The sequence below is a fragment of the Dactylosporangium sp. NPDC000555 genome, from assembly GCF_040300025.1.
Lineage (GTDB): Bacteria > Actinomycetota > Actinomycetes > Mycobacteriales > Micromonosporaceae > Dactylosporangium.
On record NZ_JBEPDB010000005.1, the window covers coordinates 50088 to 76335 of the forward strand.

Annotated in this window: 25 protein-coding genes, 1 pseudogene and 1 riboswitch; of the genes and pseudogenes, 16 read left to right on the plus strand and 10 right to left on the minus strand. The window is 73.0% G+C overall.

What is annotated here, in order from left to right:
* The first annotated feature begins 12 nt into the window (after positions 1 to 12).
* Genes ABT297_RS05665 through ABT297_RS05675 form a run of 3 tightly spaced genes read left to right on the plus strand, consistent with a single transcriptional unit; the run spans position 13 to position 1920 of the window.
* Entirely contained in the window at positions 13 to 723 is a 711-nt protein-coding gene (locus ABT297_RS05665) for a metal ABC transporter ATP-binding protein (protein WP_350545063.1), read from the plus strand.
* An 8-nt stretch (positions 724 to 731) separates the two neighbouring features.
* Positions 732 to 1643, plus strand: coding sequence for a metal ABC transporter permease (locus ABT297_RS05670; protein ID WP_350545065.1), 912 nt, complete (start codon positions 732 to 734; stop codon positions 1641 to 1643).
* Complete coding sequence (locus ABT297_RS05675) at positions 1630 to 1920, plus strand: ArsR/SmtB family transcription factor (RefSeq protein WP_350545066.1); 291 nt, start codon at positions 1630 to 1632, stop codon at positions 1918 to 1920. The genes ABT297_RS05670 and ABT297_RS05675 overlap by 14 nt, the downstream gene beginning before the upstream one ends.
* A 28-nt stretch (positions 1921 to 1948) precedes the next feature.
* Here the strand turns inward: ABT297_RS05675 and ABT297_RS05680 are convergent, their stop codons facing one another.
* Both ABT297_RS05680 and ABT297_RS05685 read right to left on the minus strand, forming a co-directional pair.
* Positions 1949 to 3853 (minus strand): acyl-CoA dehydrogenase family protein, encoded by a 1905-nt coding sequence (locus tag ABT297_RS05680; protein WP_350545068.1) that lies wholly within the window; start codon positions 3851 to 3853, stop codon positions 1949 to 1951.
* An 84-nt stretch (positions 3854 to 3937) separates the two neighbouring features.
* A complete protein-coding gene (locus ABT297_RS05685; protein WP_350545069.1) occupies positions 3938 to 4765 on the minus strand; it encodes an alpha/beta fold hydrolase in 828 nt (275 codons plus the stop codon).
* A gap of 52 nt (positions 4766 to 4817) precedes the next feature.
* A riboswitch (TPP riboswitch) is annotated at positions 4818 to 4928 on the plus strand.
* Positions 4929 to 5009: 81 nt separating this feature from the next.
* On the opposite strand from ABT297_RS05685, the gene ABT297_RS05690 reads away from it, so the two are divergent.
* From ABT297_RS05690 to ABT297_RS05725, 8 genes are all read left to right on the plus strand, one after another.
* The gene (locus ABT297_RS05690; RefSeq protein ID WP_350545070.1) at positions 5010 to 5582 is read left to right on the plus strand and encodes an ECF transporter S component; all 573 of its coding nucleotides are present in this window, start codon (positions 5010 to 5012) and stop codon (positions 5580 to 5582) included.
* Positions 5579 to 6919: an ABC transporter ATP-binding protein gene (locus ABT297_RS05695; RefSeq protein ID WP_350545257.1), complete on the plus strand. Its 1341-nt coding sequence runs from the start codon at positions 5579 to 5581 to the stop codon at positions 6917 to 6919. Before ABT297_RS05690 ends, ABT297_RS05695 begins: the two co-directional genes overlap by 4 nt.
* Complete coding sequence (locus ABT297_RS05700; RefSeq protein WP_350545071.1) at positions 6916 to 7638, plus strand: energy-coupling factor transporter transmembrane component T family protein; 723 nt, start codon at positions 6916 to 6918, stop codon at positions 7636 to 7638. The genes ABT297_RS05695 and ABT297_RS05700 overlap by 4 nt, the downstream gene beginning before the upstream one ends.
* A 75-nt stretch (positions 7639 to 7713) precedes the next feature.
* Positions 7714 to 9435 (plus strand): PHP domain-containing protein, encoded by a 1722-nt coding sequence (locus ABT297_RS05705; RefSeq protein ID WP_350545073.1) that lies wholly within the window; start codon positions 7714 to 7716, stop codon positions 9433 to 9435.
* Positions 9435 to 9818 carry a hypothetical protein gene (locus ABT297_RS05710; RefSeq protein ID WP_350545075.1) on the plus strand — a complete coding sequence of 128 codons (384 nt, stop codon included), beginning with the start codon at positions 9435 to 9437 and terminating at the stop codon, positions 9816 to 9818. Before ABT297_RS05705 ends, ABT297_RS05710 begins: the two co-directional genes overlap by 1 nt.
* A gap of 57 nt (positions 9819 to 9875) precedes the next feature.
* A complete protein-coding gene (locus ABT297_RS05715) occupies positions 9876 to 10805 on the plus strand; it encodes an aminotransferase class IV (RefSeq protein WP_350545077.1) in 930 nt (309 codons plus the stop codon).
* Positions 10789 to 11706, plus strand: a complete 918-nt coding sequence (locus ABT297_RS05720; RefSeq protein ID WP_350545078.1) for an RNA polymerase subunit sigma-70 — start codon at positions 10789 to 10791, stop codon at positions 11704 to 11706. The genes ABT297_RS05715 and ABT297_RS05720 overlap by 17 nt, the downstream gene beginning before the upstream one ends.
* A 34-nt stretch (positions 11707 to 11740) precedes the next feature.
* Positions 11741 to 12130, plus strand: coding sequence for a YybH family protein (locus ABT297_RS05725; RefSeq protein ID WP_350545080.1), 390 nt, complete (start codon positions 11741 to 11743; stop codon positions 12128 to 12130).
* 13 nt (positions 12131 to 12143) lie between these two features.
* On the opposite strand, the gene ABT297_RS05730 is transcribed toward ABT297_RS05725, so the two are convergent.
* The gene (locus ABT297_RS05730; RefSeq protein ID WP_350545082.1) at positions 12144 to 12848 is read right to left on the minus strand and encodes a sulfotransferase-like domain-containing protein; all 705 of its coding nucleotides are present in this window, start codon (positions 12846 to 12848) and stop codon (positions 12144 to 12146) included.
* A gap of 200 nt (positions 12849 to 13048) precedes the next feature.
* Between ABT297_RS05730 and ABT297_RS05735 the strand changes: the two genes are divergently transcribed.
* From ABT297_RS05735 to ABT297_RS05750, 4 genes are all read left to right on the plus strand, one after another.
* Positions 13049 to 16435: an FtsK/SpoIIIE domain-containing protein gene (locus tag ABT297_RS05735; protein WP_350545083.1), complete on the plus strand. Its 3387-nt coding sequence runs from the start codon at positions 13049 to 13051 to the stop codon at positions 16433 to 16435.
* 15 nt (positions 16436 to 16450) lie between these two features.
* A complete protein-coding gene (era, locus tag ABT297_RS05740) occupies positions 16451 to 17341 on the plus strand; it encodes a GTPase Era (protein WP_350545085.1) in 891 nt (296 codons plus the stop codon).
* A 90-nt stretch (positions 17342 to 17431) separates the two neighbouring features.
* Positions 17432 to 18220, plus strand: a complete 789-nt coding sequence (gene recO / locus ABT297_RS05745) for a DNA repair protein RecO (RefSeq protein WP_350545087.1) — start codon at positions 17432 to 17434, stop codon at positions 18218 to 18220.
* Positions 18217 to 19020: an isoprenyl transferase gene (locus ABT297_RS05750; RefSeq protein WP_350545089.1), complete on the plus strand. Its 804-nt coding sequence runs from the start codon at positions 18217 to 18219 to the stop codon at positions 19018 to 19020. The genes recO and ABT297_RS05750 overlap by 4 nt, the downstream gene beginning before the upstream one ends.
* A gap of 228 nt (positions 19021 to 19248) precedes the next feature.
* Here the strand turns inward: ABT297_RS05750 and ABT297_RS05755 are convergent, their stop codons facing one another.
* From ABT297_RS05755 to ABT297_RS05770, 4 genes are all read right to left on the minus strand, one after another.
* Positions 19249 to 19587, minus strand: coding sequence for a cytidine deaminase-like protein (locus ABT297_RS05755; RefSeq protein ID WP_350545091.1), 339 nt, complete (start codon positions 19585 to 19587; stop codon positions 19249 to 19251).
* Entirely contained in the window at positions 19580 to 20839 is a 1260-nt protein-coding gene (locus ABT297_RS05760) for a hemolysin family protein (RefSeq protein ID WP_502885502.1), read from the minus strand. Before ABT297_RS05760 ends, ABT297_RS05755 begins: the two co-directional genes overlap by 8 nt.
* Before the next feature lie 67 nt (positions 20840 to 20906).
* Entirely contained in the window at positions 20907 to 21362 is a 456-nt protein-coding gene (ybeY, locus tag ABT297_RS05765; protein WP_350545095.1) for an rRNA maturation RNase YbeY, read from the minus strand.
* A gap of 14 nt (positions 21363 to 21376) precedes the next feature.
* The gene (locus ABT297_RS05770; protein WP_350545097.1) at positions 21377 to 22450 is read right to left on the minus strand and encodes a PhoH family protein; all 1074 of its coding nucleotides are present in this window, start codon (positions 22448 to 22450) and stop codon (positions 21377 to 21379) included.
* A 218-nt stretch (positions 22451 to 22668) separates the two neighbouring features.
* Between ABT297_RS05770 and ABT297_RS05775 the strand changes: the two genes are divergently transcribed.
* Complete coding sequence (locus ABT297_RS05775) at positions 22669 to 23460, plus strand: VOC family protein (RefSeq protein ID WP_350545098.1); 792 nt, start codon at positions 22669 to 22671, stop codon at positions 23458 to 23460.
* Positions 23461 to 23666: 206 nt separating this feature from the next.
* Here the strand turns inward: ABT297_RS05775 and ABT297_RS43115 are convergent.
* The 3 genes and pseudogenes from ABT297_RS43115 to ABT297_RS05790 form a co-directional block, all read right to left on the minus strand.
* Positions 23667 to 23807 (minus strand): annotated as a pseudogene (locus ABT297_RS43115) (IS21 family transposase); the annotation flags it as partial.
* A gap of 401 nt (positions 23808 to 24208) precedes the next feature.
* On the minus strand, positions 24209 to 25558 hold the full coding sequence (locus tag ABT297_RS05785) for a serine hydrolase domain-containing protein (protein ID WP_350545100.1): 1350 nt from the start codon (positions 25556 to 25558) through the stop codon (positions 24209 to 24211).
* Positions 25555 to 25905, minus strand: coding sequence for a histidine triad nucleotide-binding protein (locus ABT297_RS05790; protein ID WP_350545102.1), 351 nt, complete (start codon positions 25903 to 25905; stop codon positions 25555 to 25557). Before ABT297_RS05790 ends, ABT297_RS05785 begins: the two co-directional genes overlap by 4 nt.
* Positions 25906 to 26248 lie beyond the last annotated feature (343 nt).

Sequence of the window (26248 nt, forward strand, 5' to 3'; positions counted from 1 at the left end):
CACCCTCGGAGGGTGGTTATCCAGGTCGAACGGGCGGTCGTCGCCTACGATGGCCGGCCGGTGCTCGACCGGGTCTCGCTCTCGGTGCGCGCCGGCGAGGTGGTCGCCGTCCTCGGCGCCAACGGTTCGGGCAAGTCCACGCTCGTGAAGGCCTCGATGGGGCTGGTCCCGCTCGCCGGCGGCGAGGTGCGGCTCTTCGACACCCCGCTGCGGCGCTTCCGCGGCTGGCACCGCATCGGCTACGTGCCGCAGCGCGTCGGCGCCGGCAGCGGCGTGCCCGCCACCGTCGCCGAGGTCGTCGCCGAGGGCCGGCTGGCCCGGCGCGGCTTCCTGCGCCCCGCCTCCACCGCCGACCGGCAGGCCGTCGACGAGGCGCTGGCCGCGGTCGGCCTCGCCGACCGCTCCCGCGAGCCGGTCTCCGTGCTCTCCGGCGGTCAGCAGCAGCGCGTGCTCATCGCCCGCGCCCTGGCCGGCGGGCCGGAGCTGCTGGTGCTCGACGAGCCCACCGCCGGGGTCGACGCGGTCAGCCAGGAGCTGTTCGCCGCGTGCCTGCGGCGCTTCGTCGGCCAGGGCGGCACGGTGGTGTTCGTCGCGCACGAGCTGGGCCCGCTGCGGCCGCTGATCACCCGCGCGATCGTGGTGAACCGCGGGGAGATCGTGCACGACGGGGCGCCGCCGGAGACCGACAACGACCACGTGCACCCGCACGCCGCCGCGGCCTGAGCGGACGCATGAACATCTTCGCGTACGACTTCATGATCCGTGCCCTGCTCGGGGCGCTCGTCACCGGCGCCGCCGCCCCGGCCATCGGCGTCTACCTGGTACAGCGGCGGCTGTCGCTGATCGGCGACGGTCTCGGCCACGTCGCGCTCACCGGCGTCGGGCTGGGGCTGCTGCTGCACACCTCCCCCGTGCTGATGGCGGTGCTCGCCGCGGCGGCCGGCGCCGTCATCATCGAGCTGGTCCGCGAGCGCGGCCGGACCTCCGGCGACATCGCCCTGTCGATGCTGTTCTACGGCGGCATCTCCGGCGGCGTGGTGCTGGTCAACCTCTCCGACGAGCAGAGCAGCCGAAGCCTGGTGACGTACCTGTTCGGCTCGCCGCTGACGACCAGCCGGCAGGACCTGACCGTGATGCTGGTCCTCGGCGCCGCGGTGCTGGCCGTGGCGGTCCTGCTGCGCCCGTGGCTGTTCGCCGTGTGCCACGACGAGGAGTACGCGCGCGTGTCCGGCCTGCCGGTGCGCACGCTCAACCTGATCCTCGCCGTCACCACGGCCGTCACCGTCACCGTCGCCATGCGGGCCGTCGGTCTGCTGCTGGTCAGCGCGCTCATGGTGGTCCCGGTGGCGACCGCACAGCAGATCACCCGCGGGTTCCGGGCCACGATGCTGGCCGCCGTCGGCCTCGGCCTGCTCGTCTCCGGCTTCGGCGTGTGGCTGTCGACCGCGATCGACACCGGGCCCGGGGCCACCGTCGTGCTGCTGGCGATCGCCGGCTTCTTCGCCGTCACCGTCTGCGCCGCGGCCGTGCGTGCCACGCGCGGTGCCCGCAGGCGCCCGGGCGGGCCCCCGGCCGGGTCGCCGGGCGCACCCGGCGCCTCGGGCCCTCTCGACCTCGCCGGCGACGCGCATGCCGGGGCCTGACAGCTACGAGGCGGCCGGCGAGCTGCTGCGGGCGCTGTCGGCACCGCTACGAATCCGGATCGTCACCGAGCTCGCCGGCGGCCCCCGCTGCGTGCACGAGCTGGTCGAGATGCTCGGCGCGCCGCAGCCCCTCGTCTCGCAGCACCTTCGCGTCCTGCGCGGCGCCGGCGTGGTGCGCGGGGCACGCCGGGGCCGGGAGATCGCATACACTTTGATCGATGAGCACGTCGCGCACATCGTCGCGGACGCGGTGAGCCACGTCGGCGAGGACCGTTAGCGGAGCCGGTCCGGAGCCGGTCCAGGACTTAGAACCGGCGGCGCACGTCCTGTGCCGTCGACGGGCCCGGGACCCAGTCGGCGGTCCAGGCACCGGCGGGGGGCGGCGGCACGATGCCGTCCTCGAGGGAGCGGTAGCGCCCCCGCAGGACGCGCTTGGCCGCGGACGCCTCGACGGCGTCGGCGTTGTCCCACAGCTCGCGGAAGAACGCCTCGGCCCGCAGCGTCGCCTGCCGGCAGAACAGGTCGGCAAGCTCCACGCCCTCCGGGCGCTCCGCTCGCTCGGCGCGGGCCTTCACGCACGCCGCGGACATCGCGAACAGCTCCGCCCCGATGTCCACGACCCGGCCGAGGAAGCCCTGCTTGTGCTCGAGCTTGCCCTGCCAGCGGGCCATCGCGTAGAAGGTCTCGCGGGCGAGCCGGCGCGAGGCGCGCTCGACGTAGCGCAGGTGCCCGGCGAGCGGCCCGAACTCTCCGTAGCCGCCCGGCAGCTGCCCCTTGCCGGCCACGAGCGTCGGCAGCCACTTCGCGTAGAAGCCGCCGGCCCGCCCGGCCGCCTTCGCCTTGCGCCCGAGGCCGGCCTCGGGGTCGATGAGGTCCCCGGCGACGGACAGGTGCGCGTCGACGGCCTCGCGGGCGATGGCCAGGTGCATGATCTCGGTCGAGCCCTCGAAGATGCGGTTGATCCGCAGGTCGCGCAGCATCTGCTCGGCCGGGATCGCGCGCTCGCCGCGGGCGGCGAGCGAGTCGGCGGTCTCGTAGCCGCGCCCGCCCCGGATCTGCACCAGGTCGTCGGCGATCCTCCAGGCCAGCTCGGTGGCGTAGAGCTTGGCCAGCGCCGCCTCGATGCGGATGTCGTTGCGGTTGTCGTCGGCCAGGCGGCAGGAGACCTCCAGCATCGCCTCCATGCCGTACGTCGACCCGGCCATGAACGCGATCTTCTTCTCGATCGCCTCGTAGGCGCCGATCGGCCGGCCCATCTGCACCCGCTCGGCGGCCCACTCGCGCGCCACGCCGAGGCACCACTTGCCGGCCCCGACGCACATCGCGGGCAGCGACAGCCGCCCCGTGTTGAGCGTGCTCAGCGCGATGCGCAGGCCGTGGCCCTCCCCGCCGATGACGTTCGCGGCCGGCACCCGCACGTCGTGGAAGCGGGTGACGGAGTTCTCCAGGCCGCGCAGCCCCATGAACGCGTTGCGCCGCTCGACCGTCACGCCGGGCGCGTCGCCCTCGACCACGAGCGCGGTGATGCCGCCGCGGTGCCCCTCGCTCTTGGGCACCAGCGCCATGACCACGAACAGCGTGGCCAGGGTGCCGTTGGTCGCCCACAGCTTGACGCCGTTGAGCAGATAGTCACCCTCCGGCGTCGGCACCGCCGAGGTGCGCAGATCCGCCGGATAGGAGCCCACCTCGGGCTCGGTGAGCAGGAACGCCGACACCTCGCCGCCGGCCAGCCGGGGCAGGAAGCGCTGTTTCTGCTCGTCGGTGCCGACCAGCTTGAGCGGCTGCGGCACGCCGATGGACTGGTGCGCCGACAGCAGCGCGCCGACGGACGGGTTGACCGAGCCGGTGAGCATGAGCGCGCGGCAGTAGTCGAGATTGGTCAGGCCGAGCCCGCCGTACTTCTCGTCGATCTTCATCCCGAAGGCGCCCAGCTCGCCGAGCGAGCGCAGGACCTCGTCCGGGATGCGCGCGTCGCGCTCGATCTGCTGGCCGTCGACCTCGGCGGACAGGTACGCGGCGAGCTTCGCGTGGAACTCGGCGCCGCGGGCCTCGGCGGCCGGGTCGAGCTCCGGCAGCGGGTCGATGAGATCGAGGCGCAACCGGCCGAGGAAGAGCTCCTTGCCGAAGCTGGGCTTCCTCCACTCGGTCTCGCGGGTCTCCTCGATGACCTTGCGCGCTTCCCGCTCCGCGCGCACCGACGTGGAAACCATGGCCACCCCCAGCTAGACGTCCTAGGTGTAGGTGTTGAGCAACCTACGGCCAGGTTATTACCCACGGGTAGCGTTCGCCATGCCTCAGGCGAGGCAGCGGGCGAGGATCGCCGCGGCGACCTCAGATGGCGCCTGATCGGGGATCCAGTGACTGATCCCCGCAAGCGGGACGAACCGGTAGTCCGCGTCCACGTACTCGGCGCAGGTGCGGGCGGCCGTGGCGCCGATGGCCCGGTCGCCGTCGCTCCACACGTACGTGGTGGGCACCCGCGCCGGGCCCAGCCCGACGAGGTCGAGCGGGCTCATCGCGCGGTACCAGTTCAGCGCCCCGGTCAGCGCGCCGGGCTCCAGCATGGGCCGCACGTAGGCGTCGACGCCGGCCGCGTCCAGCCCGGACCCGTCGAAGATCCGCCGCAGCCGCCGCGCGTCGTCCTCCAGCAGCAGTTCCTCCGCCCGGCCCACCTCGCGAAACACCTTGATGTAGGCGGAGCGCTCGCGCTGGTCGGGGTCGGTGGCGTAGGCGTGGGCGCTGGCGTGCGGGTGCGGCACCGAGACCGCGGTCAGCGTGCGGACCCGCTCCGCATGGCGGATCGCCAGATGCCAGGCGCAGATCGCGCCCCAGTCGTGGCCGACGAGGTGTACCGAGGGCAGGCCCAGCTCGTCGAGGACGGCCACGGCGTCCAGGGCACACTCGGCGATCCGGTAGGCCTCGGCCCCCTCGGGACGGGCGCCGGGTGACACGCCCCGCTGGTCGAGGGCATATGTGCGCAGGCCGGCGGCGTGCAGCGCCGGGGTGACGGCCGCCCACTCGCCGCTGTGCTGGGGGAAGCCATGCAGCAGCAGCACCGGGTCCCCGTCCGCCGGCCCACCGTCCACCACGTCGAACGTCAGCGAGCGCGCCGTGATTTTCATGACCAGAGACTAGGGGTCAACAACGTTCACTGTTACCGTCGGGAAACAACTTCACATCCGGCAGGGGAGCGCACAGCGCTGAGAGTGCGGCCGCCACGCGGCGCCGCAGACCCTCGAACCTGATCTGGGTAATGCCAGCGCAGGGAGCTCGGTCACCTCACGCAAGCCGCCACGTCCGTCCGTTCATCGGGTGGTCGTGGCGTCGCGTCTCCTTCTGGTTCACCCCCGAACTAGGAGGTACTACATGCAGACCCGTTGGCGCACCGTCGACATCGTCGTCGCGTCGATCATCGCCGTGGCCTTCGCGGCGGTCTTCTACGCGTGGAACAACGTGTGGACCGCGCTGGAGAGCAGCTTCGCGCTGCCGTGGCGCGCCGTGATCTACGGCGTGTGGCTGGTCCCTGCGGTGCTCGGCCCGCTGGTCATCCGCAAGCCCGGCGCCGGGCTCTACACCGAGATCGTCGCCGCGACCGTCTCGGCGCTGTTCGGCTCGGCCTGGGGCCTCACGGTGGTGGTGTCCGGCCTGGTGCAGGGCATCGGCGGCGAGTTCGGCTTCGCGGCTACCGGCTACCGCGGGTACCGGCTGGGCAACGCCCTGGTCGCGGGCGGCCTGGCCGGCCTCGGCGCGGCGGTGTTCGACCTGAGCGTCTACTACGGCGACGCCTTCACCGCCGGGCAGAAGTGGACCTACGCCGCGATCGTCGTGGTCAGCGGCGCGGTGATCGCCGGCGCCGGGAGCTGGGCCCTGCAGCGCGCCCTGTCGAAGACCGGCGTGCTGGACCGTTTCCCCTCCGGCCGCGAGCGGGTCGCGGTCTGAGCACCGTCGAGTTCCGCGGGTTCGGGTGGCGGCACGCCGGCCGCAAGGCCTGGGCGGTCCGCCACCTCGACCTGCGCATCGAGCACGGCGAGCGGGTGCTGCTGCAGGGCGCCTCGGGTGCGGGCAAGTCCACCGTGCTCGCCGCGATGGCCGGCCTGCTCGCCGAGGACTCCGGCGAGCAGGAGGGCGAGATCCTCGTCGACGGCCGCCCCGCCCAGCAGCGGCGCGGCGAGACCGGCATCGTGTTCCAGGACCCGCAGACCCAGCTGGTCATGAGCCGGGCCGGCGACGACGTCGCGTTCGGCCTGGAGAACCGGGGCGTGCCGCGCGCGGAGATCTGGCCCCGGGTCGACGCGGCCCTGGCGGCGGTGGGCTTCCCGTACGGCCGCGACCGCGGCACCGCCGCCCTGTCCGGCGGCGAGCAGCAGCGGCTGGCCATCGCCGGGGTCATCGCGCTGCGCCCCGGGTTGCTGCTGCTCGACGAGCCGACCGCCAACCTCGACCCGGAGGGCGCGCAGCTGGTGCGCACCGCCATCGCCAAGGCGCTGCAGGACCTCGACGCGACGATGGTGCTCGTCGAGCACCGGGTCGACGAGGCGCTGCCGCTGGTCGACCGGACGATCGTCATCGGCGAGGACCCCGGCGCGGTGTGGACGCCGGCCGCGCCCGGGTCGTTGCCGATGCCGGCCCGCAAGGCCCCGGGGCCGCCCGGCGAGGCGCTGCTCACCGCCGAGGCGCTGGGGCTGGCGCACACCGACAAGACGATCGACGAGGTCGTACTGCGGGGAGAGGCCCTCGCCGTCGAGGGCCCCAACGGCGCCGGCAAGACCACCCTCGCGCTGCTGCTCGGCGGGCTGACCCGGCCCACCCGCGGCCGGGTCGTGGCCGCGCCGTCGCTCGCCGGCCCGGACGCCGGACGGCCGCCGCACCGTTGGCGGGCGGCCCGGCTGGCCGGGCGGATCGGCTCGGTGTTCCAGAACCCGGAGCACCAGTTCGTGACCGATACCGTGCGGGCCGAGCTCGCGCTGGGCGGCGCGTCCCCGGCCACCGTCGACGAGCTGCTGTCCCGCCTCTACCTGGACCGGCTGGCGCTGGCCAACCCGTTCACCCTCTCCGGCGGCGAGCAGCGCCGGCTCAGCGTGGCGACCGCGCTGGCGGCGGCGCCGCGGGTGCTGGTGCTCGACGAGCCGACGTTCGGCCAGGACCTGCGCACCTGGCGCGAGCTGGTCACCCTGCTGGCCGACCTGCGCGACGAGGGGCGGGCGCTGGTGCTGGTCACCCACGACCCGCAGCTCGTCGCCGTGATCGGCGACCGGCGGCTGGAGCTCACCCGGTGAGCACCTGGCTGGGCCGGCGCGACGCCACCGCGAAGCTGCTCGCCGCGCTGCTGGTCACCGCGGCGGTGGTGAGCACCCTCGACCCCGTCGCGTCGCTGACCGTGATCGGGGCGCTGCTGGCGGCGCTGCCGCTGACCGGCGTCTCCCCCGCCGCCCTGCTGCGGCGCGGCTGGCCGATCCTCGCCTCCGCGGCCGGCATCTTCGTCTTCACCGTGCTGCTCGGCGCGCGGGACTCTCCGGTCCTCGCCCACCTCAGTCTCGGCGGTGCGGGCCTCGACGTGCGCGAGAACGCCGTCGGATACGCGCTGCGCCTGCTCGCCATCGGACTGCCCGGGTTCGTGGTGTTCGCCACGATCGACCCGACCGACCTGGCCGACTCGCTCGTGGCGCACCTGCGGGTCTCGCCGCGCTTCGCGATCGGCGCGCTGGCCGCGCTGCGACTGGCGCCGCTGCTGGCCGACGAGTACCGGCTGATCCGGCTGGCGCGGCGGGCCCGCGGTACCAGGGCCGGGCTCTTCTCCACGCTCTTCGGGCTCCTGGTCGCCGCCATCCGGCGGGGCATCCGGCTGGCGACGGCGATGGAGGCGCGCGGGTTCGACCGGGGCGGCGCGCGCACCATCGCCCGGGAAACGCATTTCGGCTGGTCGGACGTATCGGTGATAGTCGCTGGCCTGGCGCTCGCGGCCGCCGTGATCGTGCTGAAGTTCGCCGGGACATAGGCGTATCGCTACCTGTTGTTCGGAATCAGCGTCGAGATTCGCCCATGAGGACCATCAACCCGAAACGGAGCCTCCATGGGCCACGGCCACCACCACCATCACCACGAGGACATGCCGCAGGCCGCCGGCGACGTGCCCGCGGTGCTCGACGCGTCGATCCCGGACGGCGAGCTCTCCCCCGCCGACGTCTCCCGCCGCGGCTTCCTGCGCCGCGCCGGCCTGCTGGGCGCGGCCGCCGCCGCGGGCGGCGCGCTGACCAACGCCGGCACCGCCCACGCCCACGGCGGCGACGATCACGACTTCGACGGCCGGGACCGCCACGGGCACGGCCGCCCGACGTTCAACAACTACAAGTGGCTCGCCGGCGACCACCACATCCACACCCAGTACAGCAGCGACGGCATGTACCGCCCGGACGACCACGTCAAGCACGCGTCCGCCTACGGCCTGGACTGGATGGTCATCACCGACCACGGCAGCGTCAACCACGCCAAGATCGGCGTGGAGCGGGTCAACCCGCAGATCCGCGCGGCCCGCGAAGAGTACAAGGACATGCTCGTCTTCCAGGGCCTGGAGTGGAACATCCCGGCCGCGGAGCACGGCACCGTCTTCGTGCACCCGGGCGCCAACGAGGTCGCGGTGCTCAAGGAGTTCGAGAACTCCTTCGACGGCAGCGCCGTCGGCGCGGTGAACCCTGGCCTGGTCACCGAGGCCCTGGCCATCGCCGGCGTCAAGTTCCTCGGCGACCAGGTCACCAAGCGGCGGGTCCAGGACGCGCTGTTCCTGGCCAACCACCCGGCCCGCAACGGCATCGACTCGCCGCACGAGATCCGCGGCTGGCGCGACGCCAACCCGAAGATCGCGATCGGCTTCGAGGGAGCCCCGGGTCACCAGGCCGCCGGCTTCCCCAAGCCCAACGGCCAGGGTGACGCCCGCGGCTACTACGGCAACTCCCCGAACGCGGCCTCGTTCCCCGGCTACCCGCTGGAGAGCTACCGCACCTGGGGCGGCTTCGACTGGATGACCTCGACCGTCGGCGGGCTCTGGGACAGCCTGCTGGCCGAGGGCAAGGCCTGGTGGATCTCCGCCAACTCGGACTCGCACGTCGTGTACGAGGAGACGGCGAAGCGGCCCGCCAACACCGACTTCAACACCAACGGGTTCCACTCGGACCCGGTGTACGGGCAGCCGACCAACCTCAGCGCCGGCGACTTCTGGCCGGGCTTCTACAGCCGGACCCACGTCGGCGCGAAGAACTTCAGCTACCAGGCGGTCATGGACGCCCTGCGGGCCGGGCGCGTCTGGGTCGACCACGGCGGCCTGATCAGCGGCCTCGACGTGCAGGTGCGCGCCAAGGGCACCCCGTTCGGCGTCACCCTCGGCGACTCGCTGGTGGTGCGCCGCGGCCAGAGCGCCGAGCTGGTCATCAGGATCAACCTGGCCAACAAGGCGAACTGGGCGAACTTCGTGCCGACCCTGGCCCGCGTCGACGTCATCCGGGGCGAGGTCACCGGCCCGGTCGCCGACCAGGACTCCTTCACCGCCCCGAACACCAAGGTCGTGAAGAGCTTCGAGGTCAACAAGTCGACCGGCACCGTGTCGTTCACCTACGACCTCGGCCCGGCCGACAAGCCGTTCTACGTCCGCCTGCGCGGCACCGACGGCAACCGCACCGCCCCCGGCTACCTCGGCGCGGCGATCGACCCGGCCGGCCCGGCGATCGACGTGCTCGGCGACGCCGACCCGTGGAAGGACCTCTGGTTCTACGCGAACCCGATCTGGGTCTTCCCGCGGTAATGCGCTTCCCCGACGTCCAGGCGGCCGACCACCACATCCTGACGGCCGGCCGCCCCGCGTTCACGTACTTCGACGGCGGCCAGGTCGCCGTCGGCGCCGAGGCGGACACGCCCCCGGAGGGGGCTCGTCAGGTGCTGTTCGAGGGCGCGGAGCGGCTCACGGGCACGGTCGCGGTCTCGGCCATCGTGGCCGGGTCGGCGATCGAGAAGGTCGTGGTCCTAGGGGGCATGACGGCGGTCGCGGAGATGCTCGTCGACACGCGGGACTTCGTCCGGCCGATCTGGCGCGCCGGCGTGCTCACGCTGGTCTGCCAGTTCGCCCGCAACGGGGTGCTCGTGCCGTTCGAGCCGCCGAACAACCGGCCCTGCTGCGCCGATCACTGATTCCCGCACACGGGGCCCGCCGAGGTTTCGGCGGGCCCCGACTAGTCTCGGCGTGAGGTGCTCATCGCCCTCGGCGACATCGCGAAGGACGACGACTGGATGCTGCAGCGCTACGACGAACGCAACGCTGACCTGCGGTACTGGGTGAACGGCACGCTGCGCCACCGCGACGAGCCCGGCATCTCGCCGTTCGACTCGGTGGTGCAGGGCGGCGACGCGGTCTGGGAGGGGCTGCGCCTCTACGACGGCGGCGTCTACGGCCTGTACGAGCACCTGGCCCGGCTGCGCCGCTCGGCGACGGCGCTGGGCTTCGCCGGCGTCCCCGGCGACGCGGAGATCATCGCCGCGCTGCGCGAGACGCTGGCCGCCAACGACATGCGCGACGGCGTGCACGTCCGGCTCACGGTGACGCGCGGCGTGAAGATCACCAGCGGCATGGACCCGCGCCTCAACCGGCAGGGTTGCACGCTGATCGTGCTGGCCGAGTTCAAGGCGCCGGTCTACGACACCGAGGGCCTGACGCTGGTCACCAGCAGCGTGCGCCGCCCCGGCCCGGACGTGCTCGACCCGCGCATCCACCACAACAACCTGCTCAACTCGATCCTGGCCAAGATGGAGGCCAACGTCGCCGGCGCCGACGACGCGATGATGCTCGACGCCCGCGGCTTCGTGGCCGAGACCAACGCCACCCACCTGTTCGCGGTCGCCGGCGGCGCGTTGCTCACGCCGCGGGCGGTGGCGTGCCCGGAGGGCATCACGCGCGACACGGTGCTGCGGATCGCGCCGCTGCCGGCCGAGGTGCGCGACCTGGCGCAGGTCGAGATGTACACGGCCGACGAGGTGTTCTGCACCGGCACGATGGGCGAGATCGCGGGCGTGGTGGCGATCGACGGCCGCCCGATCGGCGACGGCGAGGTGGGGCCGGTGACCCGGCGGATCGCCGAACTCTACCGCGAGCACGCCCGCGCCAATGCCGTCCGAGTCTGAGTTCGAGCGGCTCGTCGCCCCGCTGCGCGGGGAACTGCACGAGCACTGCTACCGGATGCTCGGCTCCGTGCACGACGCCGACGACGCCGTGCAGGAGACCCTGGTCCGGGCCTGGCGCCACCGCGACGGCATCCCGGGCGGCGCGGCGCGCCCCTGGCTGTTCACCATCGCCACCAACCGCTGCCTCACGATGCTGCGCCGCCGCCGGCGCCGGGAGCTGCCGGCCGACCTGGAGCCGGAGCCGGGCGCGGTACCGGACGCCGAGGTGGCCTGGCCGGAGCCCTACCCGGAGGCGCGGGTGGTGGCCCACGAGGGCATGGCGCTCGCGTTCGTCGCCGCCCTGCAGCACCTGCCGGCCCGGCAGCGGGCGGTCCTGCTGCTGCGCCACCTCCTCGGCTTCAGCGCCGCGGAGACCGCCGGCATTCTCGGCACCTCCCCCGCCGCGGTCAACAGTGCCCTGCAGCGCGCCCGGGCCCGGCTCGACGCCCGCCTCCCCGCTACCGCGCCGGCGCCGGACGCGCAGGTGCGCGAGCGGGCGGAGCGCTACGCCGCCGCCTGGGAGGCGGGGGACGTCGACGGGATCGTGGCGATGCTGGCCGACGACGCCCGCTACTCGATGCCGCCGCTGCCGGCCTGGTTCTCCGGCCGCGAACGAATCCGCGAGTTTCTGCTGGCCGGGCCGCTGGACGGGCACCGCTGGCGGTTCCTGCCCACGACCGCGAACGGCCAGGTCGCGTTCGGCACCTACCGCCTCGACGCGGACGGCGGCGCCTTCCGGCCGGCGGGCCTGGACGTGCTGCGCTTCGCCGGCACGGCCGTCGCCGAGGTCGTCTCGTTTCTCGACGCGGATCTCACCGATTTCGGCCTGCCCGATGAGTTGCCGCCCTCTGCGGGGTTGTAGCGGTGACGGAACCGTTCACCCGCAGGAGGAGAGCATGGACGACGAGGGCGAGATCCGCGAGCTGCACGCGCGCTGGTTCGCGGCCGGCGCGCGCAAGGACCTCGACGCGCTGATGGCGCCGATCGCCGCGGACGTGGTGTCCTACGAGCACGTGGCGCCGCTGGAGTACGTCGGAATCGACGCGGTCCGCGAGGTGTGCCGGCAGGGGCTGGAGGCGTCGGACAACACCGTCACCTGGGAGGTACCCGACCTGCGGGTCGTCGTGGACGGCGACCTCGCGGTCGGCTGGGGCCTGAATCGGATCCGGGTGCCGCGACCGGACGGCTCGACGACGGAGTACCGCTCCCGCGGCACCCGGGTGTTCCGGCGGACCGGCGGCGAGTGGAAGCTGGTCCACCAGCACCTTTCGTTCCCGCAGGGCTGAGCTTGAGGGGCCCTCAAGGGCGCAGCCGGTGGGCGGCGAGCTCCGCGTAGAGCGGGGCGGCCCGCTCCACCAGCGGCGCGAGGTGCGGCGGGACGTCCGGCGTGGCCGGGTCGTAGGGTGCGAAGCCGGTCGAGCGCTCGACCGCGGCGTACCAGTGCGGCGCCCACACCCCGTCGGTCTCCCGCCGCCCGGCCGGCCACGACAGCATCCGCGGGTCCCATGGGACGCCCAGCGCGCCGCACAGCGCGGCCAGCGTGCCCGCCGGGTCGCGCAGGACGTCGGCGGCGTCGACGACCGGGCCGCCGTGCGCGCGGAAGATCTCGACCTGCCGCCGATACCCGAGATCATCCAGCGTCGGCGCGCCGCGCACCTTCGCGTAGGAGGCGACCACGTGCGCCGGATCGCGAATCAGATACGCGTTGCGGACCTCACCGAGCCACTCCCGGCCGATCATGGGCAGCAGGTGGTGGGTCATGTGCTTCTGGTAGTAGACGGCGGCCCCCACCGGTGCGAGGAGCCCGGCGACCGCGTCCTGCCACCGCCGTGGCTGCGCGGCCAGGATCTCCTCCCGGCCCGGGTGCTCGAGGCCGGTCTCGGCGAGGTAGTGGGCGTAGAGCGGCTCGTCGACCACGACCGTGTCCGGGCGCGCGCCGAAGCTGCGCATCATAGCCGTCGAGATGTTGCGGGGACCGGACCACATCGCGACACGCACCGTCATGGCCCACGAGGGTAACCGACGCCCCGTTCCACCCGTTTTACTCGCGTATAGCGCGAAATCCTGGCGCGCGTCGATGCGATCCACTCGGCGTTGCGGCGCTTACTGTCAAGGGCGGAGCCCTGCAGAGCGTCCGCCCCGCCACCAGGCTTTCTGGAAACCGACGACGGATCGATGCTGTTCGGGAAGAGGGGGGCCGGCCGATGGACCTGCTGATCGACGTGCGGGTGGCGAGGCGAGATTCGACCGCGACGCTGGATCGCACGGTACGGCTGCGGGCCGACCCGGGCAACGGGGTCGCCGACCTGATCACCGAGCTGCTGGGGCTGCTCGACCCAGCCGAACGCCCGCAGCAGACCAGCTGGGCCTGGCTGTTGCGCACCGGCCGCCGGCTCGACCCGCGCCGCCCGCTCGGCGACCAGGACCTGCGCTGCGGGGACACGATCCTGCTGGCCCCGCCGGACATCGCCTGGTCCGGGTCGGTCCTCGGGAAGCCCGGCGAGCCGGACCGGATGCCGCGACCGGAGCGCACGTCGCGCCCGCACCGCTTCGAGCTGCTCGTCGTGGCCGGGCCGGACGCCGGGATCTGGCTCCCGCTGCCGCCCGGCGAGTTCGTCATCGGCACCGACGGCGCGAGCGACCTGGTCCTCACCGACCCCACCGCCGGGCGGCGCCACCTGCACCTGGGCATCGGCAGTCACGAGGCGGCCGCGACCGACCTGCGCTCGCCCGGCGGCACCCGGCTGGACGGCGAGCCGCTGACGGGCACCGCGACGCTGACCAGCGGCCAGCTGCTGCGCCTCGGGGCCACGGTGGTCACGGTCGAGGAGGTGCCGGCGGACCCGCCGGCGCCGAAGGGGCCCCCGCCGGCGGTGTGGCTTCCCGTGGTACCGCAGCCGCCCAAACGCCGCCGCCTGACGCTGCGCCGCCGTGGGGCCGACCCGGCCGCCGAGTTCGCGGCGGCGATGGACCGCGCCGAGGCCGATGCGGCGGTCAAGCACCGGGCGGTGGTCCAGGCGCGGCGGGCCGAGGCACCCAGCGTCGCCCACCTGGCGCGGGCCGCGACCCGGCAGGAGAAGCCGGCCCGCCGCCCCGACGACCGGGACTTCCTCACGCTGCGCGTCGCCACCGCCGACCAGCCCAGCCGGCTGCGCTTCGAGCAGGCGCCGACGACCGGCGACTTCGACCCCGCCCACACCGAGCGGATCGGCGCGCTGCGGCAGCGGTACGCGATCGACCCCGACGTCCCCATCGAGGCGGACCTGCGATCGCTGGGCGCGCTCGGTGCGACCGGCCCGGCCGAGGATCGCCGCGCGGTGCTGCGCTCGTGGGTCGTACAGCTGGCGACCCTCGTCGGCCCGAACGACCTGGCGCTCGTGGTGCTCACCACGCCGGACGAGGCCGAGCACTGGACGTGGACGGGCTGGTTGCCGCACACCCGCACGCTGACCGCCGCGTTCTCGCCGGGCGCCCGCACGGTCGCCGCGCGGGAGGACGACCGGCGCCGGGTGCTCGCGCTGGTCGAGGCGCTGCTGCGGCAGCGGCGGCTGGGCCGGCACGCGATCGCCGAGCAGTTCACGCCGCACGTGGTGGTGGTGCTTCCGGACCCCGATTCGGTACCGCCAGCCGCGCTGGCCCGCCTGGTCGAGGACGGGCCGAGGGGCGGGATCAGCCTGCTGACCTGCGCCGAATCCGCACTGGCGCTGCCCGCCGGGGTGGTGGCCCTGGACGGCGAGGGCATCGGCGCGGCGGTCGCCGACCGGGTCGCGCACGCCCTGGCCGCCACCCGTGATGCGGCCGGCGGGGCGGCCCCGCGGATCGCGCCGCTGGGTGAGGTGCTCAAGCTCGGCGGGGAGCCGTCGCCGAGCGCGATCGTGAAGCGCTGGGTCCCGTCGACCCGCGACCGTGGCCTGGCCGCGCCGATCGGGCTCGGCGGCACCGGCCCGGTCGTGGTGGACCTGCGCCGCGACGGCCCGAACGGCATCATCGCCGGCGCCCCCGGCTCCGGCCGCTCCTGGCTGCTGCGCTCCTACCTGACCGCGCTGGCGGCGACGTACCCGGCGAACCGCCTCACGTTCGTGCTCGTCGACACCGGCGGCGCCACGTTCGCCGAGTGCGCCGACCTGCCGCACACGGTCGGGGTGTTCACCGGTGACGACGCGTACCAGGCCCGGCGGGTGCTGGTCTCTCTCGGCGCCGAGGTGCGCCGCCGGGAGGCGATCCTGCGCCGGCACGCGGTCAAGGACATCGCCGAGATGGAGCGGCGGCACCCGGCCGCGGCCCCGGCCAACCTGCTCATCGTCGTCGCGGAGCTCACCGCGACGCCGGCCGATTTCGTGACCGGCCTGCGCGACCTGGCCCGGCGCGGGCGCCCGGCCGGGGTACACCTGCTGCTGTCCACGGCGCACCCGCACGGCGCACTCGACGACGACCTGCGCGCGGAGGCGCCGCTGCGCATCGCGCTGCGCGTCGAGGAGGAGCAGGACAGCCTCGAGGTCCTCGAGCACCCGGACGCCGCCCACCTCTCGCCGCTGCTGCCGGGCCGGGCGTTCGTCCGCGTCGGCGCCGCCGACCCGGAGGCGGTCCAGGTCGCCTACGGCGGTGCCCGCTCGCCCGGGGAACGCTCCGGCGGCCCGACGATCGTGACGGAGTGGCGCTTCGAGTCCGGCCTGCACACCCCGCCCCTGCCCACCGCATCCGCCGCCGCCCTCGCTGCGACGGCGGGTGCCGCACCGCCGGCCGGCGGCCCGGGCAACGTGGCCGGCGCCGCGAGGGGCACCGCCGAGCACGGCGCCGCCGCGGCCGCCCGGCGCGACGACGGCGAGGTCACCGACCTGCGGCGGCTCATCGCGGCGATCACCGCGGCGCACCGTGAGGCCCGCGTGCCGGACCAGCCGCGAGCCTGGCAGCTGCCGCTGCACGCCACGTACGACATTTCCGATATCGCCGACTTCGCCGGGTCGCCGGGGCACTCCGGGCGGGACACCGAGCACGGCGCGCGGGCGCTCGGGGCCCGCGCGGCGTTCGCGGCCCCGATCGGGATGGTCGACCTGCCCAGCTCGCAGTCGGTGCACGTGTGGCCGCTCGACCTCGACGAGCTCGGGCACCTGCTGGTGTACGGCCCGACCGGCGCCGGCAAGTCGACGCTGCTGGACACGGTCGCGGCGTCGTTCGGACGGCTCTTCGACGCGGCGGCGCTGCGGGTCTGCCGGGTCGACGCCGCCGACGTGTCTGCCGCCTTGGCGCTGCTGGGCACGATCGGGGAGCTGGTCGCCGAGCGGGCCGCGCTGGACGAGCACCATGGCGCCCGGGTGCTGGTGCTCGTCGACGGCCACGACCCGCTGCTCAACGACGCGCTGACCGCGGTGGCGGCGGGCGGCAAGGCCGTCGGCGTGCACCTGGTGCTCGCCACCGAGCAGCGCAGCGCCGTGCCGACGTCGCTGTCGCGGCTGATGCCGGGCCGGATCGTGCTGCGCTCCGCCGGCCGCGGGCTGGTCGAGGGTACCGTCGAGATCCAGGTCGCCACCGCGGCCGCCGTGAAGGTCACAGCTCCTTCACAGCGCCCCCGCCAGTTGCAACTGGAAGTCTGAGTACCCTGAAACATCGTGCAGACCTCTGGTGATTATCGTGCGGGCTTCGCCTGCTTCGTCGGCCGTCCCAACGCTGGCAAGTCGACGCTGACCAACGCGATCGTCGGGCAGAAGATCGCCATCACCTCGCCGAAGCCGCAGACCACCCGGCACACGGTGCGCGGGGTCGTGCACCGGCCGGACTCGCAGCTGGTGCTGGTCGACACGCCGGGGCTGCACCGGCCGCGCACGCTGCTCGGCGAGCGCCTCAACGACCTGGTCCGCTCGACCTGGAGCGAGGTCGACGTGATCGGCCTGTGCCTGCCGGCGGACGAGGAGATCGGCCGCGGCGACCGGTTCATCAGCGGCGAGATCGCCGAGCTCAAGGCGACCCTGGTCGCGGTGCTGACGAAGACCGACCTGGTCGACAAGGGCACCCTGGCCAGGCGCCTGCTGGCGGTGCAGGAGCTGGGCGAGTTCGCCGACATCGTGCCGGTCAGCGCCGTGGCGGGCGAGCAGTTGCACACGCTCGTCGACGTCATGATCGGGCACCTGCCGCGCTCGCCGCAGCTCTACCCGGACGGCATGCTCACCGACGAGCCCGAGCAGGTGCTGATGGCGGAGCTCATCCGCGAGGCCGCCCTGGACGGGGTGCGCGATGAGCTGCCGCACTCGATCGCCGTGCTGGTCGAGGAGGTACTGCCCGAGGAGGGCCTCACCCGCGTCTACGCCGACATCTACGTGGAGCGCCCGAGCCAGAAGGCGATCGTGATCGGCCACCGGGCGAGCCGGCTCAAGGAGGTCGGCACCCGGGCGCGCCGCGAGATCGAGGACCTGCTCGGCGTCCGCGTGTACCTCGACCTGCACGTGCGGGTGGCCAAGGACTGGCAGCGCGACCCGAAGCAGCTGCGCCGCCTGGGGTTCTGACATGGCTGGTCCGGAGCGCAGCGGAGGAGCCAGCCATCAGCAGGCTCAGTCTGGACGTCGTGGCGACGCGGAGCGAAGCGGAGCGTCGTCGTGACGGGCTCAGGCTTCCGCGGGAAGCTCTACCGGGACGACGCAGTGGTGCTGCGGGTGCAGAAGCTGGGCGAGTCCGACCGGATCATCACGCTGTTCACGCGCCACCACGGCCGCATCCGGGCGGTCGCGAAGGGGGTGCGCCGCACCACATCCAAGTTCGGGGGTCGGCTGGAGCCGTTCGGCCACGTCGACGTGCAGTTGCTGGAGGGCCGGACCCTCGACGTGATCAGCCAGGTGGAGGGCGTCGACCTGTTCGGGCGGCGGTTCCTGGAGGACTATTCGCGGTACACCCTGGCCAGCGCCATCGCCGAGACGGCGGAGCGGCTCACGCCGATCGAGCAGGAGCCGGCGCTGCGGCTGTTCCAGCTGACGCTGGGCGCCCTGCGCGCGCTGGCCGTCGCCGAGCACGCCGGCAGCCTGGTGCTGGACGCCTACCTGCTGCGCGCGATGACCGTGGCCGGCTGGGCGCCTGCGCTGCGGGAGTGCGCGGTGTGCGGCACCCCGGGCCCGCATCGGGGCTTCTCCGTGCCGGCCGGCGGCGCGGTCTGCCCCGACTGCCGTCCGCCCGGGGCCGCGCACCCGGCACCGGCGACGATCGAGCTGATGTCGGCGCTCGCCGAGGGCGACTGGACGGTCGCCGACGCCGCCCCGACGGTGCACCAGCGCGAGGCGAGCGGCCTGGTCGCCGCGCATCTGCAGTGGCACCTGGAGCGCGCACTACGCTCGCTCCCGCTGGTCGACCGCGACGACCGGCCCCCTCGACCACTTCGAAAGGAAAGCTCGTGAGCAGGGAAAGGGACTTCCGCCCGCCGTCGCCACACCCCAGCGGTGCCCGCCCGCCGGCGCTGCCGAAGGAGACCGTGCCGCAGCACGTGGCGATCATCATGGACGGCAACGGCCGCTGGGCGAAGCAGCGCGGCCTGCCGCGCACCGCCGGGCACACGGCGGGCGAGGCGGCCCTGTTCGACGTGATCGAGGGGGCGCTCGAGCTCGGCGTGAAGTACGTCAGCGCCTACGCCTTCTCCACCGAGAACTGGAAGCGCTCCCCGGACGAGGTCCGCTTCCTCATGAACTTCAACCGCGAGACGATCCACCGCCGCCGCGACGAGTTCCACGAGATGGGCATCCGGGTCCGCTGGGCGGGCCGCCGGCCTCGGCTGTGGCGCTCGGTCATCAACGAGCTCGAGTACGCCGAGCAGCTCACCCGGCACAACGACAAGCTGACGTTCACGATGTGCGTCAACTACGGCGGCCGCGCGGAGGTCGCCGACGCGGCGGCGCGCATCGCCGCGGAGGTGGCCGCCGGCCGCCTCAAGGCGGACCGCATCTCGGAGAAGACCTTCGCCCGGTACCTCGACGAGCCCGACCTGCCGGACGTGGACCTGATGGTCCGCAGCTCCGGCGAGATGCGCACGTCGAACTTCATGATCTGGCAGGCCGCGTACGCGGAGTTCGTGTCGGTCGACGCGCTGTGGCCCGACTTCGACCGCCGCCACCTGTGGTACGCCTGCGAGGTCTACGCCAAGCGCGACCGCCGCTTCGGCGGCGCGATCCCGAACCCGGTCGTCCCGACGCTGACCACCTGATCGCGACCGCCGCTGGCGGGGACCTCACCAGAAATGTCCGGCATCCGGCGGTGCCGGACATTTTCGACTTATCGGGCATTTAGCGCGAACCGGTGGGCCGGAGCGGCGCGGCCAGGCGGGAACAGCCCCGGCGTGCCGGATCGGCATGTTGTAACCGGGCTTCCGCGGGACGCCGGCCAGGCGGAATCCGGGCCCGCCGCAGCCCCGCTTCAGCTGTGAAACGGGGCCTTAGTCGTCGACGGTGGCGAACACCGTGGCGTCGGGGCCGGCCAGGTGGATCGGCGCGGACGGCGACACGTCCCGGACCGCCGCGTGGCCGAGGCCGTCGAGCGTCGAGGCCTCGGTGACCACGGCGGCGGCCTCGAGCTTGGTCGCGCCCGACGAGACCGCCGCCGCGACCGCCAGCTGCAGCGCGGTGACCGAAAGCGACGGCAGCGCGACCGACGCGGCGTTGTACGTGCGGCCGTCGCCGTCGCGGACCGCCGCACCCTCGACGGCGCCGACGCGGGCGCGCGCCGCGCGGGCAAGGGTCACCAGTTTGGCGTCCTCGGCGGACAGTTCAGGCATCGGCGTGCTGCCTCTCGGTCTCGTGGCTGGTCTGTTCCTCGTCCTCGGGCTCGGCGCGCCGGACGAGCAGGGTCTCGATGCGGTTGCGCCGGCCCGTGGCGCCCTCGGCGACGAGCACGAGGCCGCCGACGACCGCGGTCGCGCCGGGGATCGGGACCCGGCCGAGGGCCTGGGCGAGCAGGCCGGCCACGGTCTCGACCTCGTCGGCGGGCAGTTCCACGCCGAACAGCTCGCCGAGGTCCTCGATCGGCAGCCGGCTGGTGACCCGCACGGCGCCGTCGGGCAGTTCCTCGACCGGCGGGCGCTCGGCGACGTCGTACTCGTCGGTGATCTCCCCGACGATCTCCTCGAGGATGTCCTCGATGGTGACGAGGCCCGCGGTGCCGCCGTACTCGTCGATGATCACGGCGATGTGGGTGCGCGCCGCCTGCATCTCGCGGAGCAGGTCGTCAACCGGCTTGGACTCGGGCACGAACGTGGCGTCGCGCATGACCTGGGCGACCGGCATCTCGCCGGCGCCCGTGTCGTCGCCGGCGGTGCGACGCACGAGGTCCTTGAGGTAGACGATGCCGAGCACGTCGTCGACGTTCTCGCCGACAACGGGGATGCGGGAGAAGCCGCCGCGCATCGCGAGCATGAGAGCCTGGCGGACGGTCTTGTGCGCCTCGATCCAGACCATCTCGGTGCGCGGCACCATCACCTCGCGGGCGATCGTGGTGCCGAGCGAGAACACGGAGTGGATCATGTCGCGCTCGCCATGCTCGACGACGCCGCGCTGCTCGGCCAGGTCGACGAGCTCGCGCAGCTCGATCGTGGTGGCGAACGGGCCTTCGCGGTATCCCTTGCCGGGGGTGACCGCGTTGCCGATGAGGATCAGCAGCCGGGCCAGCGGGCCGAGGGCGGTGCCGAGCCAGCGCACCAGCGGCGCGGCGAACCGGGCCACGTGGTACGCGTGCTGGCGCCCCATGGTGCGAGGCGCGACGCCGACCACGACGAAGCTGACGACGGTCATCGCGCCGGCGGTGATCAGCGCGGCGAGCCAGTCCCGGTCGCCGCCGACCCACGCGGCGGTCTCCAGCGCCACCAGGGTGGTCGCCGTCAGCTCGCACAGCAGGCGCAGCAGCAGGAGCAGGTTGACGTAACGGGCCGGGTCGGCGGCGACGACCTCCAGCGCGGTCGCGCCGGGCCGGCCCTCGCGGGCGAGCTCGTGCGCCCGGGCCGGGGAGACCACGTTGAGGGCGGCGTCGGTCATGGCGAACAGGCCCGCCAGGACAACCAGCCCGGCGGCCGTGGCCAGCAACGTGACGTCGCTCACGACTTCAAGCCTTTCGCCAGCTCTCCAGCAGCCGCCCCTGGAGGCCGAACATCTCGGCCTCCTCCTCCGGCTCCGCGTGGTCATACCCGAGCAGGTGCAGGATGCCGTGGACGGTGAGCAGCGCCAGCTCGTCGATCGTGGCGTGCCCGGCGGTGGCGGCCTGCTTCGAGGCCACCTCCGGGCAGAGCACGATGTCGCCGAGCAGGGCCGGCTCGCCGGCCCCTTCGCCCGGGCCGTGGTCGACGCTGCCCTCGTCCATCGGGAAGGCCAGCACGTCCGTCGGGCCGTCGCCGTCCATCCAGCGGTGGTTGAGCTCGGTCATGTACTCCACATCGACGAGCAGGATCGACAGCTCGGCGAGAGGGTTGACGCCCATCTCGTCGAGCGCGTGCCGCGCCACCGCGAGAATGGTGTCGGAGTTGACGTCGACGCCGGACTCGTTGGCGATCTCGATGGACAACAGGGCTCCCGTGACTATCTGCGTCGCCCGGGCCGGCCACCCTGTGCGGCGCGGTCCGGGACGGCACGCACCGGCTGCTGAGCCTCCTGCGCTTCGTCCCAGCGGGCGTAGGCGTCGACGATGTCACTGACCAGCCGGTGGCGCACGACATCGGCGCTGCCGAGCTGGGCGAAGTGAACGTCCTCGACGCCGTCGAGGATCTCACGGACGACTCGGAGGCCGCTGCGGGTCCCCCCGGGGAGGTCGACCTGCGTGATGTCGCCGGTGACGACGATCTTCGAACCGAAGCCCAGCCGCGTCAGGAACATCTTCATCTGCTCGGGCGTAGTGTTCTGGGCCTCGTCCAGGATGATGAAGGCGTCGTTGAGGGTGCGGCCGCGCATGTAGGCCAGCGGCGCGACCTCGATCGTCCCGGCGGCCATCAGCTTCGGGATGGACTCGGGGTCGATCATGTCGTGCAGTGCGTCGTACAGCGGGCGCAGGTACGGATCGATCTTGTCGTAAAGCGTGCCGGGCAGGAAGCCCAGCCGCTCGCCGGCCTCGACCGCGGGGCGGGTCAGAATGATCCGGTTGACCTGCTTGGCCTGCAGCGACTGGACGGCCTTGGCCATGGCGAGATACGTCTTGCCGGTGCCCGCCGGCCCGATGCCGAACACGATCGTGTGCTGGTCGATCGAGTCGACATAGCGCTTCTGGCCCAGTGTCTTGGGCCGGATGGTTCGTCCACGCCGGGACAGGATGTTGAGCGTCAGCACCTCGGCCGGGCGCTCGGCGGTGTTCTGCTGCAGCATGCCGACCGTGCGCCGGACGTTGTCCGAGGTCAGGATCTCGCCCTTGCGCACCAGCTCGATCAGCTCGCTGAAGATTCGCTCGGCCATGGCATTGTCGGCCGCCGCGCCGGTGATGGTGATCTCGTTGCCCCGCACGTGCACATCACTCTGCACCGACCGCTCGACGAGCTTGAGGATCTCGTCGCCGGCCCCGAGCAGCCTGACCATGACGTGCGGGTCGGGAACGGTGATCTTGCTGATGGCCCGCACGGGCTGTTCCGACGTCTGCGCCGGCACGGGGTTTGGGGTCTCGGTCATACCTTGGCCGCGTTGGGCCTCAAGCACCTGCTTCCGGGCTCGCTCCAGCCTGGGCTCATGTCCAGGCTCTCATGGTATCGGCTGACCGCTCGCGCGGCCGTTCCCATTTTCGCCCCGAACCGGTTCGGCCGATCATGCCGTCTGTCGCGATTCGCCCGCGCGGGGCGGTCCGGTGCTGGTAGGGAGGCAGATGACCGATTCGATTGGAGCCCCCAACCATGGTCGAACGCACCGGATACACCGACGGCGAACCCTGCTGGGCGGACGTCGTCGCGGCCGACGTACCGGCGGCGCAGCACTTCTACGCGGCCGTGTTCGGCTGGACCTACGTGGACACCGGGGCCGATTTTGGCCATTATGTGATGTGCATGAAGAATGACCGGATCGTCGCCGGGATGAGCCCGCCGATGCCCGGGTCCGAGCAGCTTCCGGCCGCCTGGAGCCTGTACCTCATGTCGCACGACCTGGCGGGCACCGCGGACCGCGTCGACGAGCATGGCGGCAAGCTGCTGGTCCCGCCGATGGAGGTTCCGAACAACGGCCGCATGCTGTTCGCCACCGACCCGTCGGGCGCGGCGTTCGGCGCGTGGGAGCCGGGCCGGCACACCGGCTCGCAGCTGTACGACGAGAACGGCGCCCTATGCTGGGCCGAGGTGATGACGCGGGAACCGACCGTCACCGACTTCTTCTACCGCGGCGTCTTCGGCTACCGCCAAACCAAGATCCCCACTCCGGCCGGCTCCGGGGACGAACCCTTCGACTACTCAGCGTGGAGCATCGGTGACGCCGATCCGATCGCGGGCCGCCTGACGATGACGGCGGCGTGGGACGGCGTGCCCGCCCACTGGACGGTCTACTTCGCCACCGACGACACAGCCGCCGCCGCGGAGCGGGTGCTGGCCGCGGGCGGCCGGGTGCAGCGTGGCCCGTTCGACTCCCCGCACGGCCGCCTCGCCGTGATTGAGGACCCGAACGGCGCCGTCTTCACGATTATTTCTCGCTGTTCCTAAAGCTGTTTCCTGCCTGGCTCTTGCTTCGCTCGAGCATGTGTGGGGGGTTCCCACCCCACACCCCCCATGCCGCTTCGCGGCACTTTTGCGGGCGCTTGCGCGCAGTGGTTGCGGTTCCCGTTCGCGCGCTGCGTGCCAGGAGTTGCGGGTTCGTGCAGGCTGGGCCCATGGTGACGCCCCAGGCGCGGTCGCGGCCGGGACGCCCCCGCCGGCATGTCCGGGAACTCCTTGAGCAGCGACCGGATCTGCGCGACCACCCGCGTGGCGCCCGCGTACTTCGGTGGCTGCACCGACCGCACCGTGTTACGCGACAGATGCAACCGCCGCGCGATCGCCTTGATCGGCATCTGCTCCGACAAGTAGAGCCGGCGGATCTCCGCCCAGTCCTCCACTGATCACCCTCCACGTCTTGGCGCAAAGTGCTCTGGAGGGGGTCATATTTCAAGCGTCGCCCACGCCGCCGGCTGCACGCAGTGGCTGCGGTCCCCGTACGGGCGCTGCGTGCAGAAGTTGCGGGTTCGTGCAGGCTGGGCCATGGCGACGCCCCAGGCGCGGTCGCGGCCGGGACACCATCGCCGGCCGTGCGCAGTGGTTGCGGTTCCCGTTCGCGCGCCGCGTGCAGGAGTTGCGGTCCCGTTCGGGCTGGGCCATGGCGACGTCCAGGGCATTGTCGCGGGCGGGGCACCGTCGGCGGCTGTGCAGGGGTTGCCGTCTTTTGCGGGGGTGGGGTCTTGGCCGTGGCGTGGTGTCAGAAGCGGTGGCCGTCGAAGGCTTCCTGGCCTCGCGTAAAGCGGTACGTTGCCCAGTGCATTCGCACGATCGTGCCATTCTCGTCGCGGGTCAGGCGGAGCAGTTCGCCGGCCTCGCGGCCGGAGACCGTGCGGAACAGGTCGGGCTCGCCGTCGACCGGGGCGAACACGGCCGGTGGCCACTTGGCGGGCGCGTTGACGGCGCGGGCGTGCAGGGTGCCGTCGCGCCAGCTGAACGCGTATTCGAACCCCTCACCCCACCAGCGGCCGAGCACGGAGCGGTACCGCGCCGGGGCCTGCGGGCCGGGCACCCACGGGGCGATGTCGGCCGGGTCGTGCTCCGCCACGGCGGCGAGCAGCTCGTGCGGCAGCTCGAGGATCGCGCCCGTGGTACCGGATGAGCCAAGAGACGCCACGCCGAGGGCCTTGGGCGTGCCGGAGCCACCGATCCGGCCGTACGCGCCGGCGAGGAACCCGGGCATCGCGCCGTCGTGGCCGACGTGCACGACCCGCTCACCGCCCGGCTGCGGGTACACGATGAGGCCGAGACCGAAGGCGCGCGCCCAGAGGGCGTCCTCGGTGACGGCCTGCGGTACCCGCATCTCCTCGACGGTGGCGGCCGACAGCACGGTGCCGTTGGGGTCCATGCCGCGAGGGTCGGCCAGGAACGCGGCCCAGCGGGCCAGGTCGGCGGCGGTGCTCCACAGCTGGGCGGCAGGGCCGATGGCGCCGAAGTCGTCGGGCGGCTCGGGGTGGGCGTAGTCGGACCAGGCGTCGACCTGATATCCGACGACTGGCCGCTGCGGCGTGACCGCGATGTCGTACAGCCCGAGCGGCTCCAGGATGCGCTCCCGCAGGGCCTGCTCCCAGGTGCCGCCGCGCAGCCGCCCGACGAGGTGGCCGAGCAGCGCGATCGCCAGGTTGGAGTAGTGGAACCGCCGGCCGGGGGGCAGCACCTGCTCGGCGCGGTCGAGTTGGCCGAGCAGCCCTTCGACATCGGGCGCCTGCATGGTGTCCCACACGTCGCCGAACGGCTCGCGCTGCAGGCCGGACAGGTGCGAGAGCATGCGGCCGATGGTCAGCTCGCCGTGTGCCTTGACGGGCAGGTGCCGGGCGATCCGGTCGTCGAGGTCGAGCAGGCCGTCGTCGCGGCACTGCATGACGAGCACGGCGGTGAACGTCTTGGTGATCGACCCCATCCGCAGCTGGCTGGCGGCGTCAACCCCCTCGCCCACCTGGAAGGTCCATAGTGGGCGGTCGGCCCGGTGGACGGCCACGCTGAGCGCCGGGACCCGACCCTCCGCCTGGACCCGTCGGGCCATCCGTTCGTACCGCTGAGCCGGCCTCATGCCATGACCATGGGCCCGAGCGGCCGGCCGCCGAGCACGTGCGCGTGCACGTGAAAGACCTCCTGACCGGCGTTGCGGCCGACGTTGAAGATGACGCGGAAGCCCCCTTCGGGCAACCCCTCGGCCTCGGCCACGGCGGCGCAGGCGGCGAGCACCTGACCGGCGAGCGCGGGGTCGGCCTTGGCAATCTCGACGACGTCGGCGTGGTGCGCCTTGGGGATCACCAGCACATGGACCGGCGCCTTGGGCGCGATGTCGCGGAACGCCAGCGTCGTGTCGGTCTCGTGCACAACGGTCGCCGGGATCTCGCCGGCGACGATGCGGCAGAAGAGGCAGTCACTCGTCACGAACGCATCTTAGGTGGTCGCAGCGGGTCGATCTTAGCGGTTGTTCAGGCACCCGCACGTCGGCGTGCTCGGCCCACCTAGCCGACGACATCACCGTGCACCTGGACGCCGGCTACGACTCCAACACCGCCATCCAGCCGGCAGCCCTGGACCCTCTACCGCTTGGACACCAACCCCGTCCGCCAACCATGAAGCACACCTATTTGCGCATCCTCTCATCCCAGGGCGGATACACCGGCGGTCCATGGGGACAGCGGTTGCTTGTTCCCGCCTTTCGGAGCATTCGGCGGAAATGTCGCCCGGCCGCGCGCGCGGCATTGTCGAAATACGACCGCGATGCGCC